Source organism: Kribbella sp. CA-253562, assembly GCF_050942265.1.
Lineage (GTDB): Bacteria > Actinomycetota > Actinomycetes > Propionibacteriales > Kribbellaceae > Kribbella.
Window position 1 is genome coordinate 927,944 of the sequence record NZ_CP192049.1, and the last position, 16,899, is coordinate 944,842.

General features: G+C 69.9%; 17 protein-coding genes. 9 read left to right on the forward strand and 8 right to left on the reverse strand.

Annotated elements, in window-relative coordinates:
- Positions 1 to 52 precede the first annotated feature (52 nt).
- Entirely contained in the window at positions 53 to 631 is a 579-nt protein-coding gene (locus ACQPXM_RS04480; RefSeq protein ID WP_432945036.1) for a hypothetical protein, read from the forward strand.
- 83 nt (positions 632 to 714) lie between these two features.
- On the forward strand, positions 715 to 1,203 hold the full coding sequence (locus ACQPXM_RS04485; protein ID WP_432945038.1) for a DUF1992 domain-containing protein: 489 nt from the start codon (positions 715 to 717) through the stop codon (positions 1,201 to 1,203).
- Positions 1,204 to 1,211: 8 nt separating this feature from the next.
- Here the strand turns inward: ACQPXM_RS04485 and ACQPXM_RS04490 are convergent, their stop codons facing one another.
- Together ACQPXM_RS04490 and ACQPXM_RS04495 are read right to left on the reverse strand one after the other, a co-directional pair.
- Positions 1,212 to 3,371, reverse strand: a complete 2,160-nt coding sequence (locus ACQPXM_RS04490) for a thiamine pyrophosphate-dependent enzyme (protein ID WP_432945040.1) — start codon at positions 3,369 to 3,371, stop codon at positions 1,212 to 1,214.
- Between the two features lie 18 nt (positions 3,372 to 3,389).
- Positions 3,390 to 3,863, reverse strand: coding sequence for a MarR family winged helix-turn-helix transcriptional regulator (locus tag ACQPXM_RS04495; protein WP_432945042.1), 474 nt, complete (start codon positions 3,861 to 3,863; stop codon positions 3,390 to 3,392).
- Between the two features lie 95 nt (positions 3,864 to 3,958).
- On the opposite strand from ACQPXM_RS04495, the gene ACQPXM_RS04500 reads away from it, so the two are divergent.
- Positions 3,959 to 5,275 (forward strand): MFS transporter, encoded by a 1,317-nt coding sequence (locus tag ACQPXM_RS04500; protein ID WP_432945044.1) that lies wholly within the window; start codon positions 3,959 to 3,961, stop codon positions 5,273 to 5,275.
- Here ACQPXM_RS04500 and ACQPXM_RS04505 read toward each other — a convergent pair.
- Positions 5,233 to 5,532 (reverse strand): GNAT family N-acetyltransferase, encoded by a 300-nt coding sequence (locus ACQPXM_RS04505; protein WP_432945046.1) that lies wholly within the window; start codon positions 5,530 to 5,532, stop codon positions 5,233 to 5,235. The genes ACQPXM_RS04500 and ACQPXM_RS04505 overlap by 43 nt on opposite strands.
- A 227-nt stretch (positions 5,533 to 5,759) precedes the next feature.
- On the reverse strand, positions 5,760 to 6,566 hold the full coding sequence (locus tag ACQPXM_RS04510; protein WP_432945048.1) for a hypothetical protein: 807 nt from the start codon (positions 6,564 to 6,566) through the stop codon (positions 5,760 to 5,762).
- Between the two features lie 353 nt (positions 6,567 to 6,919).
- Between ACQPXM_RS04510 and ACQPXM_RS04515 the strand changes: the two genes are divergently transcribed.
- Entirely contained in the window at positions 6,920 to 7,297 is a 378-nt protein-coding gene (locus tag ACQPXM_RS04515; protein WP_432945049.1) for a hypothetical protein, read from the forward strand.
- Positions 7,282 to 8,190, forward strand: coding sequence for a DUF222 domain-containing protein (locus ACQPXM_RS04520; protein ID WP_432945051.1), 909 nt, complete (start codon positions 7,282 to 7,284; stop codon positions 8,188 to 8,190). The genes ACQPXM_RS04515 and ACQPXM_RS04520 overlap by 16 nt, the downstream gene beginning before the upstream one ends.
- Before the next feature lie 2,203 nt (positions 8,191 to 10,393).
- Here the strand turns inward: ACQPXM_RS04520 and ACQPXM_RS04525 are convergent.
- The 4 genes from ACQPXM_RS04525 to ACQPXM_RS04540 form a co-directional block, all read right to left on the reverse strand.
- On the reverse strand, positions 10,394 to 11,329 hold the full coding sequence (locus tag ACQPXM_RS04525; protein WP_432945053.1) for a Ku protein: 936 nt from the start codon (positions 11,327 to 11,329) through the stop codon (positions 10,394 to 10,396).
- Positions 11,330 to 11,362: 33 nt separating this feature from the next.
- A complete protein-coding gene (locus ACQPXM_RS04530; RefSeq protein ID WP_432945055.1) occupies positions 11,363 to 12,250 on the reverse strand; it encodes a hypothetical protein in 888 nt (295 codons plus the stop codon).
- 78 nt (positions 12,251 to 12,328) lie between these two features.
- The gene (locus tag ACQPXM_RS04535; protein WP_432945057.1) at positions 12,329 to 13,207 is read right to left on the reverse strand and encodes an alpha/beta fold hydrolase; all 879 of its coding nucleotides are present in this window, start codon (positions 13,205 to 13,207) and stop codon (positions 12,329 to 12,331) included.
- Between the two features lie 76 nt (positions 13,208 to 13,283).
- Positions 13,284 to 13,457 (reverse strand): CsbD family protein, encoded by a 174-nt coding sequence (locus ACQPXM_RS04540; RefSeq protein WP_432945059.1) that lies wholly within the window; start codon positions 13,455 to 13,457, stop codon positions 13,284 to 13,286.
- A 119-nt stretch (positions 13,458 to 13,576) separates the two neighbouring features.
- Here ACQPXM_RS04540 and ACQPXM_RS04545 point away from each other — a divergent pair, with 119 nt between their 5' ends.
- The 4 genes from ACQPXM_RS04545 (at position 13,577) to ACQPXM_RS04560 (ending at position 16,896) form a co-directional block, all read left to right on the forward strand.
- Positions 13,577 to 14,638 (forward strand): DNA topoisomerase IB, encoded by a 1,062-nt coding sequence (locus ACQPXM_RS04545; protein WP_432945061.1) that lies wholly within the window; start codon positions 13,577 to 13,579, stop codon positions 14,636 to 14,638.
- A 79-nt stretch (positions 14,639 to 14,717) separates the two neighbouring features.
- On the forward strand, positions 14,718 to 15,323 hold the full coding sequence (locus ACQPXM_RS04550) for a flavodoxin family protein (RefSeq protein ID WP_432945063.1): 606 nt from the start codon (positions 14,718 to 14,720) through the stop codon (positions 15,321 to 15,323).
- A 66-nt stretch (positions 15,324 to 15,389) separates the two neighbouring features.
- The gene (locus ACQPXM_RS04555) at positions 15,390 to 15,713 is read left to right on the forward strand and encodes a plasmid stabilization protein (RefSeq protein ID WP_432945065.1); all 324 of its coding nucleotides are present in this window, start codon (positions 15,390 to 15,392) and stop codon (positions 15,711 to 15,713) included.
- Between the two features lie 10 nt (positions 15,714 to 15,723).
- The gene (locus tag ACQPXM_RS04560) at positions 15,724 to 16,896 is read left to right on the forward strand and encodes a zinc-dependent alcohol dehydrogenase (RefSeq protein ID WP_432945067.1); all 1,173 of its coding nucleotides are present in this window, start codon (positions 15,724 to 15,726) and stop codon (positions 16,894 to 16,896) included.
- Positions 16,897 to 16,899: the final 3 nt, after the last annotated feature.

Sequence of the window (16,899 nt, forward strand, 5' to 3'; positions counted from 1 at the left end):
TTCGGAGCTCGGTATCGGTCAGCCTCTCATGTGAGCATGCACTGTGAGTGGCGTGCGGGTGACCGATGAGCAGATCGCGGCGATGTCCCTGCAGGAGCGGCGGGAGCTGATCCTGCGGCTGGCGCCGGTACCGGCGGGAGTGCTGCCGGCCCGGCGGATGCTGGAGCGGATCCGGCGATGGCGGCTCGCGCTGATGCTGCTGTGCGTGGCGGCACTGATCCCGTGGACGATCTACTTGTCGGTGACGCTGCCGAACCGGTACGAGGCGCGCAACTGGGTGGCGACCTGGGTCGGCTTCGACATCGTGCTGACGATCATGCTGTTGCTGACCGCGATCTTCGGGTACCGGCGGCGCCAGTTGCTGTTCCCGACGGCGTTCGCGTCCGGGGTGCTGTTGCTGTGCGACGCGTGGTTCGACGTACTGACCAGCCATCCCGGGGCGGACCTGTGGCAGGCGGTGATCAGTGCCGTGGTGATCGAGTTGCCGTTGGCGTTCGTGCTGATCGCGGGGCCGCTGCGGCTGCTGCGGTACGTCGCGATCCGGAACGGGCTGGTGGATCCGGGCCTGCGGATCTGGCGGATGCCGATCCCGTTGCCGGAGCTGTGGCCGGACCGGAAAGAAGGCTTGTGAAGGCATTCACAATATGATTGGCTAGAGCTGACCGGGGCAAGGTCCCCGGCGTACAGCGACCCGAATACGGGGAGGTGCGGTACATGACCGAGCGCAAGCCGCCGGGGATGTCGACCCAGGACTGGGTCGAGCTGCAGATCCGGCAGGCCCAGGAGCGGGGCGAGTTCGAGGGGCTGTCGGGAGAGGGCAAGCCGATCCCGAAGCTGGCCGATCCGCACGACCCGGACTGGTGGGTCAAGGACTTCATGCGCCGGGAGAAGATCGAGGCCGACGTCCTGCTGCCGCCGTCGGTGCAGCTGCGCAAGGAGAAGGCGCAGGTGGGCGAGAAGGTCGCGAAGATGCGCACCGAGACCGAGCTCCGCGACTACCTGGCCGACCTGAACGAGCGGATCCGGATCCAGATCCGCGACGCCACCGGCGTGGTGGTCCCGGTCGGCTTCGTGGACACCGAAGCCGTCGTCGAGCAGTGGCAGCGGGATCGTCCGGCGCCTGCGCCGCAGCCGGCCCGGTCCGAGCAGCACGAGCACCAGGGACGCCGCCGCAAGTCGGTCTGGCAGCGGTTGTTCACTTAGAGGTTTGGTCAGCTGAGCAGGTCCCGGGCGGCCTTCTCGATGGTCGACTCGCTGAGCAGGACGTGCTGGGCCGCGGCGCCGAGCGGGACGAAGCTGTCCTCGCTGGTCACCCGAGCCAGCTGACCGGTGAAGCCCGCGTCGACCAGAGCCGCCAGCACGCCTTCGGAGACGCCGCCCGTACGACGGGTCTCGTCGACGACCAGGACGCGCCCGGTGGCTTCGGCTTCGCGGAGCAGATCCTCGATCGGCAGCGGCGCGAGCCAGCGCAGGTCGAGCACCCGGACGCCGGGGATCCGTGCGGCGACCCGCAGGCTCATCGGTACGCCGTTGCCGAAGGTCACCAGCGTGAGCTGGTCCCCGTCGCCGTAGGTGCGGCCGCGTCCGATCGGGACGTGCCCGGTCGGACTGTGCTCGTCCGGGCTGTGCTCGCTCGGGCTGTGCTCGCTCGGGTCGAGCGCGCCGGGGTAGGGCGCCAGCCAGGCGGCGTCGCCGTCCTCATGCAGGTCGCGCCGGTGGTAGAGCGCGATCGGCTCGAGGTACACGCAGACCGCGCCGTCGTCGCGGGCCGCAACCGCGCAGGTGTGCAGCATCGCGGCCGCGTCGTCCGGGCGGGACGGCGAGGCGATCACCAGCCCCGGGATGTCCCGCAGTACGCCGATCGCGTCGTCGTTGTGGAAGTGCCCGCCGAAGCCCTTCTGGTAGCCGTAGCCGGCGATCCGCAGCACCATCGGGTTGCGGTACTGGCCCTGCGAGAAGAACTTCAGCGACGCCGCCTCGCCGCGCAGCTGGTCCTCGGCGTTGTGCAGGTAGGCGAGGTACTGGATCTCCGGCAACGGCAGCAGGCCGGAGACCCCGGCGCCGAGACCGAGCCCGAGAATCGACTGCTCGTCGAGCAACGTGTCGAACACCCGCGCCGGGCCGAACGTCTTCTGCAGCCCGCGCGTCACGCCGTACACGCCGCCCTTGCGTCCGACGTCCTCGCCGAACACGATCGACTCCGGGTACGCCGCCAGTACGTCGGCCAGCGCGCGGTTGATCGACTGGCTGAGCGTGAGCGGTGTCGAGTCGTCGCTCGTCCTGCGGGGCAGGGACTTCTCCGAGACCTCGGCGAGTCGCAGCGGAGCCACGACCGCCTCGGCGGAGGCGAGCTGGGGGAGCCCGGCGACCTCGCGGGCGAGCGCCATCACCTCGGCGCGCTTCGCCTCGTACCGGTCGATCACCTCGCTCGCCGTGCAGCCCGTACCGAGCAGGAGCCGCGCGGTGCCGAGCAGCGGGTCGAGCTCCTCGTCGGCGAGCAGCTCGGCCGGCGTCCGGTACGCCGCCTCGACGTCGGAGCCCGCGTGGCCGAGCAGCCGGACGGTCCGCAGCCGGAGGAACGCCGGGCGCCGGTTCCGCCGTACGAAGGTCGCGGCTTCGGTGGCCATCGTCAGCGTAGCGTCCAGATCGGTGCCGTCGGCATCGAAGTACCGCAGGCCCGGTCGCTGCCCGTAGGCCTGCTTGATCCAGCCGTCCGGGGTGCGCACGCTGATGCCGATCCCGTTGTCCTCGCAGACCAGCAACAGCGGCATCGGCAACCCCTGGTACGACGCGTGCAGGGCGGCGTTGATCGCGCCGGTCGCGGTCGAGTGGTTCGCCGAGGCGTCACCGAAGCTGGTCACCACGACGGAGTCCGCGGGCCAGGGCGACTCGACGCCGAGCTTGCCCGCGCGGGCGATCGAGAACGCCACGCCCATCGCGCGCGGCAGGTGCGAAGCGATCGTGGAGGTCTGCGGAATCACCGCGAGGTCGTGCCGGCCGAACACCTTGTGCCGCCCGCCGGAGATCGGCTCGGTGGTCGCCGCGGTCACGCCGAGCAGGATGTCGCGCAGCGCGGTCTTGTCCCCGTGCTGGGCGGCTCTCGTCAGGTAGAAAGCGCCGGAGCGGTAGTGCAGCAGGGCGGGATCGGTGGGGCGGAGCGCCGCGGCGACACCGGCGTTGCCCTCGTGTCCCGAGGAGCCGATCGTGTAGAAGCCGTGGCCTTCCGACTGCAGCCAGCGGGCGGCGAGGTCGGCGTGCCGGCTGCCGAGCTGGGCGTCGTACAGGGCGCTGAGCAGGTCGGCGGGGTGGGCGGACGGTGCGGGCTTCAGCGCGAGTACCCGCTCGGCGAACAGTTGGTCGACCTGACTCACCGCGCCACCTCCGGCGGCTCAGAGGCCGCAGTCGAAGCCGTCGTCGTTGGGGTTCGCGTCGGCCAGGCGGTCCAGGATCCGGGCTGCGCGTCGAAGCTCCTCACCCGGAACATGATCCGCGAAGAACGTCGCCACCACCGCATCGACCACGGGTTGGGCAGTTTTCAGTGCCTCCCGTCCGGACGGGGTCAGCTCGGCCCAGGTGGCCCGGCGGTCGGTCGGCGACGTGGTCCGGACGACCCAGCCGTCCTTGTCCTCGAGCTTGGTCACCAGCCGGGTCCCGCCGCTGCGGGAGATCATCAGCTTCTCCGCCAGTGGTGCCATTCGCAGCTTGCCGCCCGCCTCGTCGAGCGCGCGCAGCACCTCGTGCTCGAAGTAGGTCATCTTGGCGACACTGCGCAGCGTGTTGTCGAGATGGGTGAACAGCAGCGTGTCGGCGCGGTAGAGCGCGCGCCACGCGTCCAGCTGTTCGGTGCTCGTCCGGGTCGCCATGGTTTGAGTATACGGATAAACGGTTGACACGTGAACTGTTCATCAGGGAAGGTGTTGGGGGAATAGTTTCGCTGTCAACTCTTGAGGTGTGCATCGTGAGCGAGCTCCGCTGGAAGGCAGTACGGCCGCTGCGGCATCGCGACTACCGGCTGCTCTGGACCGGGCTCGCCGTCGCGCTGCTCGGCAGCGGTCTGTGGCTGGTCGCGCTGGCCTGGCAGGTGATCGAGCTCGGTGGCGGGCCCGTCCAGCTGTCCGTCGTGACCACGGCGTACAGCATCGGGCTGCTGGTCTGTGTGCTGTTCGGCGGGATCGCGGCCGACCGGCTGCCTCAGCGCACGGTGATCATCGTCGCGGATTCCGTCCGGGGAGTGGTGCTGCTCGGCCTCGCGGCGCTCGCGCTGGTCGGGGTGCTGGAGATCTGGCACCTGGCGGCCGCCGCCGTGCTCGTCGGGGCGGGGGAGGCGTTCCTGATCCCGGCGTACACGGCGCTGGTGCCTCGGCTGCTGCCGGCCGACGAACTGCTCGCGGCCAACGGGCTGGAGGGCACGCTGCGCCCGCTCGCGCAGCAGGCGACCGGGCCGGTGATCGGCGGTCTGGTGATCGCGGCGATCTCGCCTGGGGTCGCGATTCTGGTCGCGGGGCTGACGTATCTGTTCTCGGCGGCGTGTGTGCTGGCGATGAACCTGCGGCACGAGCCGGCTTCGGCCTCGGGTTCGGATGGCGCGGGCGAGGCCGCGGCGACCGGCGTACGGGCGATGGCGGCGGATCTGCGGGAGGGCTGGAGCTACGTACGGCGCACTCGGTGGTTGCTGGCGTCGTTGCTGTTCGGGACGGTGTTCGTGCTGCTGATCCTCGGGCCGCTGGAGGTGCTGCTGCCGTTCGCGATCCGCGACCAGTTGGGTGGGGACGCGCGGGAGTTCGGGCTGGTGATGGCGGCGTTCGGAGTCGGTGGGGCGGCTGGAGCGCTGGTGATCTCGTCGCGGTCGCTGCCTCGGCGGTACCTGACCGTGATGACGCTGATGTGGGGTCTGGGGTCGGTGCCGTTCGTGGTGCTCGGGTTCGCGCAGGACCTGTGGCTGATGATGGCCGGCGCCGCGGTGGTCGGCGCGACCGGTTCGGCGGCGATGGTGATCTGGGGGACACTGCTGCAGCGCCGGGTCCCGGACCACCTGCGCGGGCGGATCGCCAGCCTGGACTTCTTCGTCTCGCTGCTGCTGATGCCGGTGTCGATGGCGCTGGCCGGCCCGGCGGGCTCGTGGTTCGGGGTGACCGCGGTGTTCGTCGTCGCGGGGGTCGGTCCTGCGGTGGTGTCGTTCGCGGTGATCTGGTTCGGGCGGATGCGCTCGGACGAGCTCGCGCACCCGCTCGATCAGGACGAGGGCGCGGAGAAGCTGATCACGGCCGAGGCCTGATCGCCGCCCCACTCGATCGGCGTACGGGCGGTTTCGCGCCAGCCGGCTCTTCGGTAGAGGGCGATCGCGGCGGTGCAGTTGTCGGCGACTTCGAGGGTGAGATCGAGCTGGTGCTCGGCGGCGATGTGGCGGGCGTGGTCGAGGAGCTTGCGGCCGAGACCTTGGCCGGTGTGCTTGGGGTCTACGAAGAGGCGCTCTACGAGTGCTGTGCCGTTGCTTCGGGTGACGGCTAGGTGGCCGGCTACTTCGGCGTTCACGGTGGCGACCCAGCAGCCGAGGGCGTTGGGTGGGGTGAGCCAGAGCTGTGGGTCGGCCGGCCAGTTGACGGGGTAGCCGAAGGATTCGTGGACTTCGCGGAGGAGGGTTACGCAGGTGGGGAGGTCTTGGGTGGTTCTGGGTCTGATGGTTGGTGGCACTTGGTTATCTGATCACGCTGTCTTGGGCTGGTACTCGGGCCTTGGCTGGAGTCGGGGGTAGGCCGGAACTAGGGGCCGGGGTCGGGACCAGAGCCGGAGCTGGGGCCGGAGCCGGAGCTAGGGCCGGAGCCGGGGTCTGGGCCGGCGTGGGGGTCGGAGTCGGAGCCGGGCCGTGAGAGGAAGTAGGCCGCGGCATCGGCCGGAGCGCCGGCTTCGAGCCACTGGTGGAACCCGGCCGGATCGCGGCGTTCGAACTCGTCCAGGCAGATTCGCCGGACCTCGGCGACGGCCTGACGATCGCGGAGACCGGCGTCGGCGGCGAGGGTCGCGGAGGTCTCGCTCCAGACGGCGCAGAGTTCCTCGATGCTGAGTGGACAGCGCAGGGACGCGATCAGCTCTTCGTCGTTCAGCTCCCGATCCGCCGGGCTTCGGTGCAGGTCTGGTTCGGCGTCCCGCGCACCGAGGCTGGGCTGATCCGCAGGCCGCTGCAGGCTGGTGCCGAGTTCCCGAAGGAACCGGCGGTTCTCCCGCTCGCGACGGCTCGCGGCCAGCAGGTCGATCCCCACAAAAGCAGCCGCCACCAGACACGCGATCGAAAGCCCAGCGGCCCCCCACGTGATCAGCCGCACCACGCCCGGCAAACACAGCACCGCCCCCGCGGCGTACGCGGCGATGCTCGCGGAGGAGTGGGGAATCGGCTCGTCGGCAAGGTACTTGATCACCGCCGCGAGCGGCCAGACCAAAGCAAACACGATCCCCAGCAAGGCCGCCGAGGCCACCGGCCCGAGCAGCAACACCGCCGCCAGAGCACCAGCCGTGCCGACTCCGATTCCGGCCGCCACCGCCGCACGCCGTGCCCTGGGAAAACGTGTCATCGCCGAACTCACTCGACCCTCGCACCACGGAAGACCAGCCCGATCCCCCGGCCGGTCACCACCAATCTCCACCCGCAGCGCCGACAACACCAGAACGAACGAGAAACCACCCTGGTTCCTGACGCCCAACCTGGCTGGCGGCGCACCATGCCAGCACCGTTGCGGCGCCTTCCCTCACCTATCGGTGCCGCCTGAACACGAACCGTTGCTCCCAGTCGCCACCCCCTCACCCCGGCTCCGCCCAGGTCCAGCCGTCTTGTGAACTGACCGCTTCCGGACATCTGGTCGGTTTTCCCTTAAAAACAAGCCCTTTCCGCCCGGAACTGTCGGTGGGTTCCTGAAGACTGTTCTGTATGGGCCTTTGCGACGAGCGACCGATCTGGTCGATGAGCGGCAGCGAGATGCTGTCCACGCTCGACGCTGTCCAGGCCCAGCTCGCCCGCCTGCAGACCCACCGCCTGCACCTCCTGGCCGCTTTGGACGCCAACGGCCACGCCGCCGACCTAGGCGCCCGAGACACCGTCCAGCTCATCGCGGTGCGCCACCGCCTCGACCCCACCGAGGTCCGCCGAGACCTCCGCCTGGCCACCGCACTCCCGAAATACCCCGACGTCCAAACAGCCCTCCACGCGACCTCAGCTGGTGCCACCGATTCCGCCCAGGCGCCCCTCGCCGACGCCGCCCTCGCCCCCGAGACATCCCCGCTGGGTCAGCCGTGGTCGAGCAGCTAGTCCTGCATCCCGGCCAGGCCGAAGCGATCGTCACCGCCCTGGAACGCATCCCCACCACCGCGATGGTCCCGGCCGCCGACCTGCAAGTCGCCGAACGCGCCATGATCCGCGCCGCCCAACTGCTGTCCCCGGCCGAACTGCGCAAACTCGGCAAACGCGTCCGCGACACCCTCGACACCGACGGCCCCGAACCCGCCGAAGCCCGCGCCATGGCCGCCGAAACCCTCTGGCTCAAACGCGGCGAGTTCGGCATCGAGTTCGGCGGCTACCTCGCCGGCGACCACGCCGAACTCCTGCACACCCTCATCTTCGCCGGCGCCAAACCCCACCTCGCCCCCGACGGCACCCGCGACCCCCGCACCCGCGGCAAACGCCAAGCCGACGCCCTCACCACCATCCTCACCGCTGCCGCAGCCACCGGCACCGCCGCCCCCGCCCACGGCGACATCAAACCCCACATCACCGTCACCATCGCCCTCAACGACCTCACCCGAGGCACCGGCATCGGCACCCTCGCCTCCGGCGCCACCCTGTCCACCGCCACCATCCGCCGCCTCGCCTGCGACGCCGGCCTCATCCCGATGGTCCTCGGCTCGGCGTCGGAGCCTCTCGACGTCGGCACCGAACACCGCTTCGTCACCCGCGCCATCCGCCAACCCCTCAACACCCGCGACCAAGGCTGCATCATCTGCCACGCCCCACCCGCCATCTGCGACGCCCACCACCTCACCCACTGGGCCAACGGCGGCCCCACCACCCTCACCAACCTCGCCCTGCTCTGCAAGGCCCACCACATCGACGTCCACCAAGGCCACTGGACCATCACCACCCACCAAGGCCACCCCCGCGCCAACCGACCAAGCTGGGCAGACTCCTCAGCCACACCTCCGTGACACCACACCGCCCAGACCACCTCCGTCCGAGGCAACTCGGACCGCTTCGCGCGCCCTCGTCGACGACCAACAGGCGGGGGCCGGCGAGTCTCGGCACCGTGCTGGTAGCCGAGACCGGCACCGGGCGGGAAGGCCAGCGTCTCCTGCCGCAGGAACCGGCCGATGCACGCCGTTTGCTGCGCGACGCTGGTCTCACCCGGGCATCGAAGCCCCGACCAACTGGACGCCGTACACGGAGCTGGTCGACGCCTCGGCTGCTGCCCCGGTGACAGGCGAGTCGGATCTCACGACGGCAGCCGTCGTTGTCGCGGTCGGACGCAGGCGTGCCGACAGCAAACCCAACCGGCGCTGACGGATCGATGCGTCGAGACGAGGCGACCTCGGCCGTCGATCCCGGCACCGGACGGGAAGGCCAGCGTCTCCTGCCGCACGAACCGGTCGTTGCACGCCGTCTGCTGCGCGATGCTGAGTTCAGCCGGGCATCGAAGCCCGACCAACGGGATGCCGTACATGGAGCCGGTCGACGCCACGGCTGCTGCCCCGGTGCTCTCAGCAGAGCCGGATCTCCCGGTCTCGACGGCAGCCGTCGTTGTCGCGATGCATCGAGACGAGGCGACCTCGGCCGTCGACTCCGGCACCGGGCGGGAAGGCCAGCGTCTCCTGCCGCAGGAACCGGCCGGGTGCGCGCCGTTTGCTGCGCGATGCTGGTCTTCCCGGGGCATCGCAGCCGGGACCAACTGGACGCCGTACATGGAGCCGGTCGACGCCACGGCTGCTGCCGCGGTGCTCCAGGCGAGCCGGATCTCCCGGTGTCGACCGCAGCCGTCGTTGTCGCGGTGCAGCGAGACGAGGCGACCTCGGCCGTCGACCCCCGTCACCGGGCGGGAAGGCCAGCATCTCCCGCCGAACGAACCGGCCGGGTGCACGCCGTTTGCTGCGCGATGCCGATCTCCCTCGGGGCATCGCAGCCGCGACCAACTGGACGCCGTACATGGAGCCGGTCGACGCCACGGCTGCTGCCGCGGTGCTCCAGGCGAGCCGGATCTCCCGTCACGACGGCAACCGTCCTTGTCGCGGTGCATCAAGACAAGGCAACCTCGGCCGTCACCCCGGCACCGGCCGAAAAGGCCGGCGTCTCCTGCCACACGAACGGTCGATGCACGCGTTTGCTGCGCGATGCTGATCTCACCCGAGGCATCGCAGCCGCGACCACCTGACCGCCGTACATTGACCTGCTCGACGCCACGGCTGATGCCCTGGTGCAGGCGAGCCGGATCTCACGACGACAACCGACGTTGTCGCGGTCGGACGCAGGCGTGTCGACAACAAACCCAACCGGCGCCGACGGATCGATGCATCGAGACGAGGCGACCTCGGCCGTCGCCCCCGGCGCCGGCCGGGAGAACGGTTCCGTGCCGACGCCGTGACCAGCTTGGGCCGGGTGAGCGGGTGGTCACCGACCTGTGGCTGGCGTGTCGCCCGGGACCATCTGCGGCGTGCAGAAGACGAGGCTCGTCCGAGCACAGCGCGAACGCCCGCACTGCCGGCCCAGAAGGCGGTCGACATCCGATGGTCGCCGTGGCCCCGTGGCTGTCGCCGGTGTCCCGGTCGGCGACGGGTGATCGGCTCGAGGTGCTCGCGGCCCATGGCGGCCACTTGGTGCGGCAACGCACCTGGATGTCAGCGGTATGGCGCGAGCGGCCCAGGTGGGTGGTGTTGGAACCGCCGCCAGGTCGTCAGGAACGTCGTCTGCACGTCGTCCTCGCCGGCGTCGCCGGAGGCGCGCGGCGGACTCGGCGTTTGGGGGCGGTTGCGATCCCGAGGTCTAGTGCTGCGTGGTGCGCGGCGCCTTGGCGACTCTTCGCTGGTGGTCAGGGCGGCGTGTCGGCGTGACGGTTAGCGCCGTGGGGCGCCCGCGGCCAAAGCTGCGAGGGGTGCCGCGCGGATGGAGGTGCGGCCGCAATGGCCGTGGTCACGTGAGTCCTGCTGCGCGGATGGAGGTGCGGCGTGATCGCCGTGGTCACCGGCGGCCTGCTGCGCGGAGGAGGTGCGGCCGTGTTGGCCGTGGTCACGTGAGTCCTGCTGCGGGATGCGGGTGTGGCGGGCCTCGGTCCTGGGGCGACGAACAGGCAGGTGGCGGCGATGGACCGGGCGTCGTGCTGCTGCGGCAACCCCAACTGCCCGCGTGGAGGTGCGTGCTGGGCTATGCGGCCTTCTTCTTGCTGGTTGTCTTCTTTGCGGTGGTCTTTTTCGTGGTGGTTTTCTTGGCCGCGGTCTTCTTGGTGGTCGACTTCTTGGCGGGGGACTTCTTTGCCGTGGACGTCTTCGCGGCGGTCTTCTTCGCAGCGCCGCCGCCGGCGCGGCGGGCTCGGGCGGCTTCTACGCTGGCGCGGAGGGCGGAGACCAGGTCGGTGCTCGGGGTCGCCTCGGGTTCTTCCTCGGTGAAGACGACTTCCTTGCCCTTGCGCTTGGACTCGACGAGCTTCTTGACGCGTTCGGTGTAGCTGTCCTTGTAGTCCTTCGGGCGCCACTCGCCGCTCATCGCCTCGATCAGGTCGGTGGCCATCTTGAGTTGCTTGCCCGAGGTCTTGGCCGGCAGGTCGCCGACCTCCTTGGCGGGGTCGCGGATCTCGTCGGCGAAGAACATGGTTTCGAGTACGAGGACCTTGCCGTCGGCACGGATCGTGGCCAGGTACTCCTTGCTGCGCATCACGAACGTCGCGATGCCGGCCCGGTTGGTCTTGGCCAGGGCGTCGCGCAGCAGCGCGTACGACGAGGCGTTCTCGGGGTCCGACGGTGCCAGGTAGTAGCTCTTCTGGAAGTGGATCGGGTCGATCTCGTCCAGGTCGACGAAGTCGGAGATCTCCAGCGAGCGGGACTTGCCGGGCGCGATGTCCTCCAGCTCCTCGCGTTCGACGATCACGTACTCGCCGCCGCCGACGTCGTGGCCCTTGACGATCTTGTCGTAGTCGACCTCGCGGCCGGTCCGTTCGTTGACCCGCTTGTAGCGGATCCGGTCCGACGTCCCGCGCTGGAACTGGTGGAAGTCGAGCTCGTGCTCCTCGGTCGCGCTGTACAGCCCGACCGGTACCGACACCAGCCCGAAGTTGATGTACCCGCTCCAGATCGCCCTCGCCATCACCAGCTCCTCTCCGGTACCGCAAGTACCCAGTTACAACCGGTTGTAGCGTTTCCGCGCCTCGCGGCTCTGTTTCTGCGCCTCCCGCGCGACCTTCTTCGCCTCGTCGAGCTCCGCGGTCAGCCGGCGAACCTCCTCGCGGGCGTGATCGAGGGCCTCCTGGGCGTCGGTCAGCTGCGCGTCCAGGTCCTCGACCGTTTCCTCGGCGGTCTCCGCCGCCTTGACCGCGGCCTCGAACTCGCGCTGCGCCTCGGCCTTCTCGGCCGCCGCGCGTTCTTCCGCCTCGCGCTCGGCCTTCTCCCGCGCCTTCCGCTGCGCCGTCGACTCCGCCTCGTCCTCGTCGGCAGTCGCGGTCTCGACCTCACGCGCCTTCGTACGCCGGTCCTTCGCGCGCTGCCGCCGCTCGTCGGTCAGCGGTGTGACGTTCGACGGCTCACCGTTCTCGTCCACCACGCCGAACCCGACGTGCCGCAACGCGCTGCTCAGCCGCGCCTCCCGTACGGCGTCGCCCGCCGCGGGGTCGACCAGGGCGGCGTCCAGCGTCTCGCGCAGCTTCTGCCCGACGTCCGCGCTGATCTTCTGACCGTGCTCGCCGGCGAGTTCTCCGGCGGCCTTGACCAGGGTGTCGATCGCCTGGTGCCGCTTCGGAGTCAGCTCGCGCAACCGTTCACCGTCGAGGTCCGCGGTCGCCTCGCGGAACTCGTCGCCGAGCGCGAGCAGGTCGTCGATCTCGTCCGGCCGCTCGCGGCTGACCAGGTTGGTCAGCCAGGCGGCGACCGTCGGTTTGCGCAACGCCTTCAGCCGGGTCGACCCCAGTTGGTCGCCGTCGGCCTTCAATTGCTTGGCCAGCTCGTTGCGGGTAGCAATGAAGTCGGCCGCCGGCGCCGCGTAGAGCGCGTCCGCCGCCTCCTCGAAGTCCACGCAGGCGACGCTACAGGGCAGACCTGCCGAAAGGCCACAGCGTCATTGCCAAGACAGACCCACCGGCGCGACCACCGGTCAGGCACCCCGCAGGAAGTCCACCAAGCTCTTCACCAGCTCGCCCGGAGCATTCTCGGCGACATGATGGGTGGAGTCGATGCCATGCCCGACGATCTGCGGGCACCACGGCCGCCACACGTCCAGCGGATCGCCGTACACCTCTTCCATGTCGTCCCGGGTCGACCACAGCATCATCGCCGGGCACCGGATCTGCCGTCCGGCGGCGCGATCGTCCTCGTCGGCCCGGCGGTCCACGCCGAGGCCGGCCCGGTAGTCCTCGAGCATCGCGTGCACGGTCGCCGGGTTGCGGATCGCGGCCAGGAAGTCGGCGTGGTTCTCCGGTCCGAGCGCCGCCGGCGAGTTCGACGTCCAGGCTTCGTACCAGGTCTCCGGGTCGGCGCAGATCACCCGCTCGGCGGGTTTGGCGGTCTGCGCGAAGAACCACCAGTGCCACCACATCGCCGCGAACTTCGCGTCGGTGCGTTCCAGTGCCTCGACCGCCGGTACGCCGTCCATCACGACCAGCTTGCTGACCCGGTCCGGGTGGTCGAGCGCGGTCCGGTACGCGACGTACGTGCCCCGGTCGTGCCCGGCGACGGCGAACGTGTCGTGGCCCAGGGCATCCATCAGCCCGACGACGTCGCCCGCCATCGCGCGTTTCGAGTACGGCGTGTGGTCGGCGTCGGTGACGGGTTTGCTCGATCCGCCGTAGCCGCGCAGATCGGGGCAGACGACGGTGAACCCGGCCTCGGCCAGCGCCGGGGCGACGGCGTACCAGGTGGTGTGGGTGCGGGGATGCCCGTGCAGCAGGACGACGGCCGGTCCCGAGCCGCCGTACCGGACGCGCAGCGTGACGTCGCCGACGGGGATGCTGTCGAGGGTGAAGGATTCGAACATGGCCGGCCGGTACCCGGACAGAGCGGATCCCCATCACCGGACGGTGACGGGGATCCGTGGTCTCAGCGGCGAACGGTCATTCGCGGAAGGCGTCCTTGGCCTTCTCGCCGGCCTGCTTCAGATCGGCCTTGGTCTTGTCGGCCTGGCCCTCGGCCTGCAGGTCCTGGTTGTCGGTCGCGTCGCCGGTGCGCTCCTTCATCTTGCCCTTGGCGCTCTCGGCCGCGTTCTTCATCTTGTCGCCGATACCCATCGGTGCCTCCTCTGTGGTGCCCGTCGTTCGGTGACCGCACAGCCCGCGCGACCGCACAGTCTGCGCGACCGCCCAGCCTGCGCGGATCGGGCACCCTGCGCTGGTCGGACAGTTGCCCGGTGCCCCTCGACCCCACGTTCATGCATGCGGCCGGGGTACCGACCGGTATGCGTCTGCGGCGTTCCAAACCCGACGAACCCGGCCTGTCCCGCAAGGGCCGCGGCCGGGGGTTCAGCTATCACGACGAGGACGGGAAGCGGATCACCGATCCGGACATCCTCGAGCGGATCCGGACCCTGGCGATCCCGCCGGCCTGGAAGGACGTCTGGATCTGCCCGTACCCCAACGGCCACATCCAGGCGATCGGCACCGACGAGGCCGGCCGGCGCCAGTACCTGTACCACGACGACTGGCGCACCTCCCAGGACGCCGACAAGCACGACCGCGTCCGCCAGCTGGCGCGCAAGCTGCCGGCGTTCCGGGAAGCGATCGACAAGGACCTGTGTGCTCGCGGGCTCGGCCGCGACAAGGTGCTCGCGGTCGCGCTGCGCATGCTCGACTACGGCGTCTTCCGCACCGGCAACACCCGGTACGCCGAGGAGTACGGCAGCCGCGGCGCCGCGACCCTGCTGCGCGACGACGTCAAGGTCCAGCGCGGCAAGCTGGTGTTCGACTTCGTCGCCAAGGGCGGGGTCGAGCGGAAGCTGGAGCTGGACGACGACCGCCTGACCGCCGCGGTCCGGTCGCTGAAGCGCGGCAAGCACGGCAACCCGCGGCTGCTGGTGTACCGCGACGGCTCGGAGTACAAGGAGATCGACGCGTCGATGATCAACGACCGCTTCCACGAGCTGGTCGGCGACGACCACACGGTCAAGGACCTGCGCACCTGGACCGCCACCGTGCACGCCGCGGTGGACCTGGCCCAGGCCGATCCGCCGAACACCAAGAAGGCCTTGAACGCTGCGGTGAAGGACATGCTCGAGGAGGTCTCCGAGCATCTCGGCAACACGCCGACGGTGGCCAAGGCGTCGTACGTCGATCCGCGGGTCGTCGACCAGTACGAGCGTGGCCGGACCATCCCGGAGGCCGTGGCGGAACCCGACGAACTCGACGATCCGGAGATCCGGGCCAAGGCCGAGCGGTCGGTCAACAGACTCCTGGACCAGGACGCCCGGGTGTAGCCGGGCAGGCCGCGAGTACGCGGTTTCCGGCGGGGAACCGGCCGGGGCGAGTGGGGATCACCGAACGGAGGAGCGAACGATGCGGGCGCTGGTGCTGAACTGCACGTTGAAAGCGTCGCCGGCGAAGTCGAACACCGACTCGCTGGCCGACGTGGTGGTGGACGCCCTGGAGAAGCAGGACGTCCAGGTCAGCCGGATCCGGCTGGCCGACCTGGCGATCACGCCCGGCGTGACCAGCGACGAGGGCACCGGCGACGAGTGGCCGAGCGTGCACGAGCAACTGCTGGCCTGCGAGATCCTGGTGGTCGCCACGCCGACGTGGGTCGGCCGTCCGTCGTCGATCGCCCAGCGGATGCTGGAGCGGATGGACGCGATGATCAGCGAAACCGACGACGAGGGCCGCCCGGTCGCCTACAACAAGGTCGCCGGAGTGGTGGTCACCGGTAACGAGGACGGCGCCCACCACGTGATCTCCGAGCTCAACGGCGGCCTGTGCGACATCGGCTACACGATCCCCGGCCAGTCCTGGACGTACTGGAACAAGGGCCCCGGCCCCGGTCCGAGCTACGACGAGACCGGCCACGGCCACGACTGGTCGGCCAAGACCGGCAGGGCGATGGCGAGCAACCTGGTCGCGGTAGCCAGAGCACTGGCGGCGAACCCGGTGCCCGCCCCGCCGGACTGACCTCCGGCGGTGATTGCTCTCGGACCCGTGGGGTACCGGGCGATCAGTGCGTGAAAGGAGCCAGCCATGCCCGCAGGATCGAACAAGAAGCGTGAGCGGCAGTACGAGCACATCAAGGCCGGGCTGAAGAAGCGTGGCCGCAGCGAGGACACCGCCGAGGAGATCGCCGCCCGGACGGTGAACAAGGAACGGGCCCGCTCCGGTGAGGCGAAGCAGAAGAGCCGCAGCTCCACCGAGGACATGTCGTCGTCGCGGCGCGGTGGCCTGCGCTCGCACAAGGGCTCGGGCGGCCGGACCAAGGACCAGCTCTACAACGAGGCCAAGCAGAAGAACATCAAGGGCCGTTCGAAGATGACGAAGGCCGAGCTGGAGAAGGCCGTCGGCCGCTAAGGAGTCCCGCGTGAAGGCACTGACCTGGCAGGGCAAGCGCAAGATCGAGTACGGCGAGGTGCCGGATCCGGCCATCGAGCAGCCGACCGACGCGATCATCAAGGTCACGTCGACCGGGATCTGCGGCTCCGACCTGCACCTGTACGAGGTGCTGGCGCCGTACCTGGACGCCGGGGACATCCTCGGGCACGAGGCGATGGGCGTGGTCGCGGAGGTCGGATCCGCGGTGACGAACCTGAAGCCGGGTGACCGGGTGGTGGTGCCCTTCCAGATCGCCTGCGGCAGTTGCTACATGTGCGACCAGGACCTGCAGACCCAGTGCGAGACCACGCAGGTGCGCGACCAGGGGATGGGCGCCGCGCTGTTCGGCTACACGAAGCTGTACGGGCAGGTCCCCGGCGGCCAGGCCGAGTACCTGCGCGTCCCGCAGGCGCAGTACGGGCCGATCAAGGTCCCGGACGGCCCGCGGGACGACCGGTTCGTCTACTTGTCCGACGTGCTGCCGACGGCCTGGCAGGCGGTCGAGTACGCCGCGGTGCCGGACGGCGGCACGCTGGTCGTGCTCGGCCTCGGCCCGATCGGCGACATGGCGACCCGGATCGCGATGCACCGAGGTCTGCGGGTGATCGGGGTCGACCTGGTCGCCGAGCGGCTGGAACGCGCGCGCCGCAACGGGGTCGAGACGCTGGAGTACTCCGACGACGTCGCCGAGGCGATCCGGACGCTGACCGACGGCCGCGGTCCGGACTCGGTGATCGACGCGGTCGGCATGGAGGCGCACGGGTCGCCGAAGGCCCGGTTCGCCCAGCAGATGTCGGGGCTGCTGCCGGACGCCCTGCAACGCAAGATGATGGAGACGATGGGCGTCGACCAGCTCGCCGCGTTCTACCTGGCGATCGACGTGGTCCGCCGCGGCGGCACGATCTCGCTCAGCGGCGTGTACGGCGGCGGCGCGGACCCGCTGCCGATGATGACGCTGTTCGACAAGCAGATCCAGCTGCGGATGGGCCAGGCCAACGTGCACCGATGGTCGGACCGGATCCTGCCGCTGCTGGACGAGACCGACGTCCTGGGCGTGGAGAGCTTCGCGACCCATCACCTCGACCTGAGCGAGGGACCGGCGGCGTACGAGATGTTCCAGAAGAAGCAGGACGGCGCTGTGAAGGTACTGCTGAAGCCCTAGGAG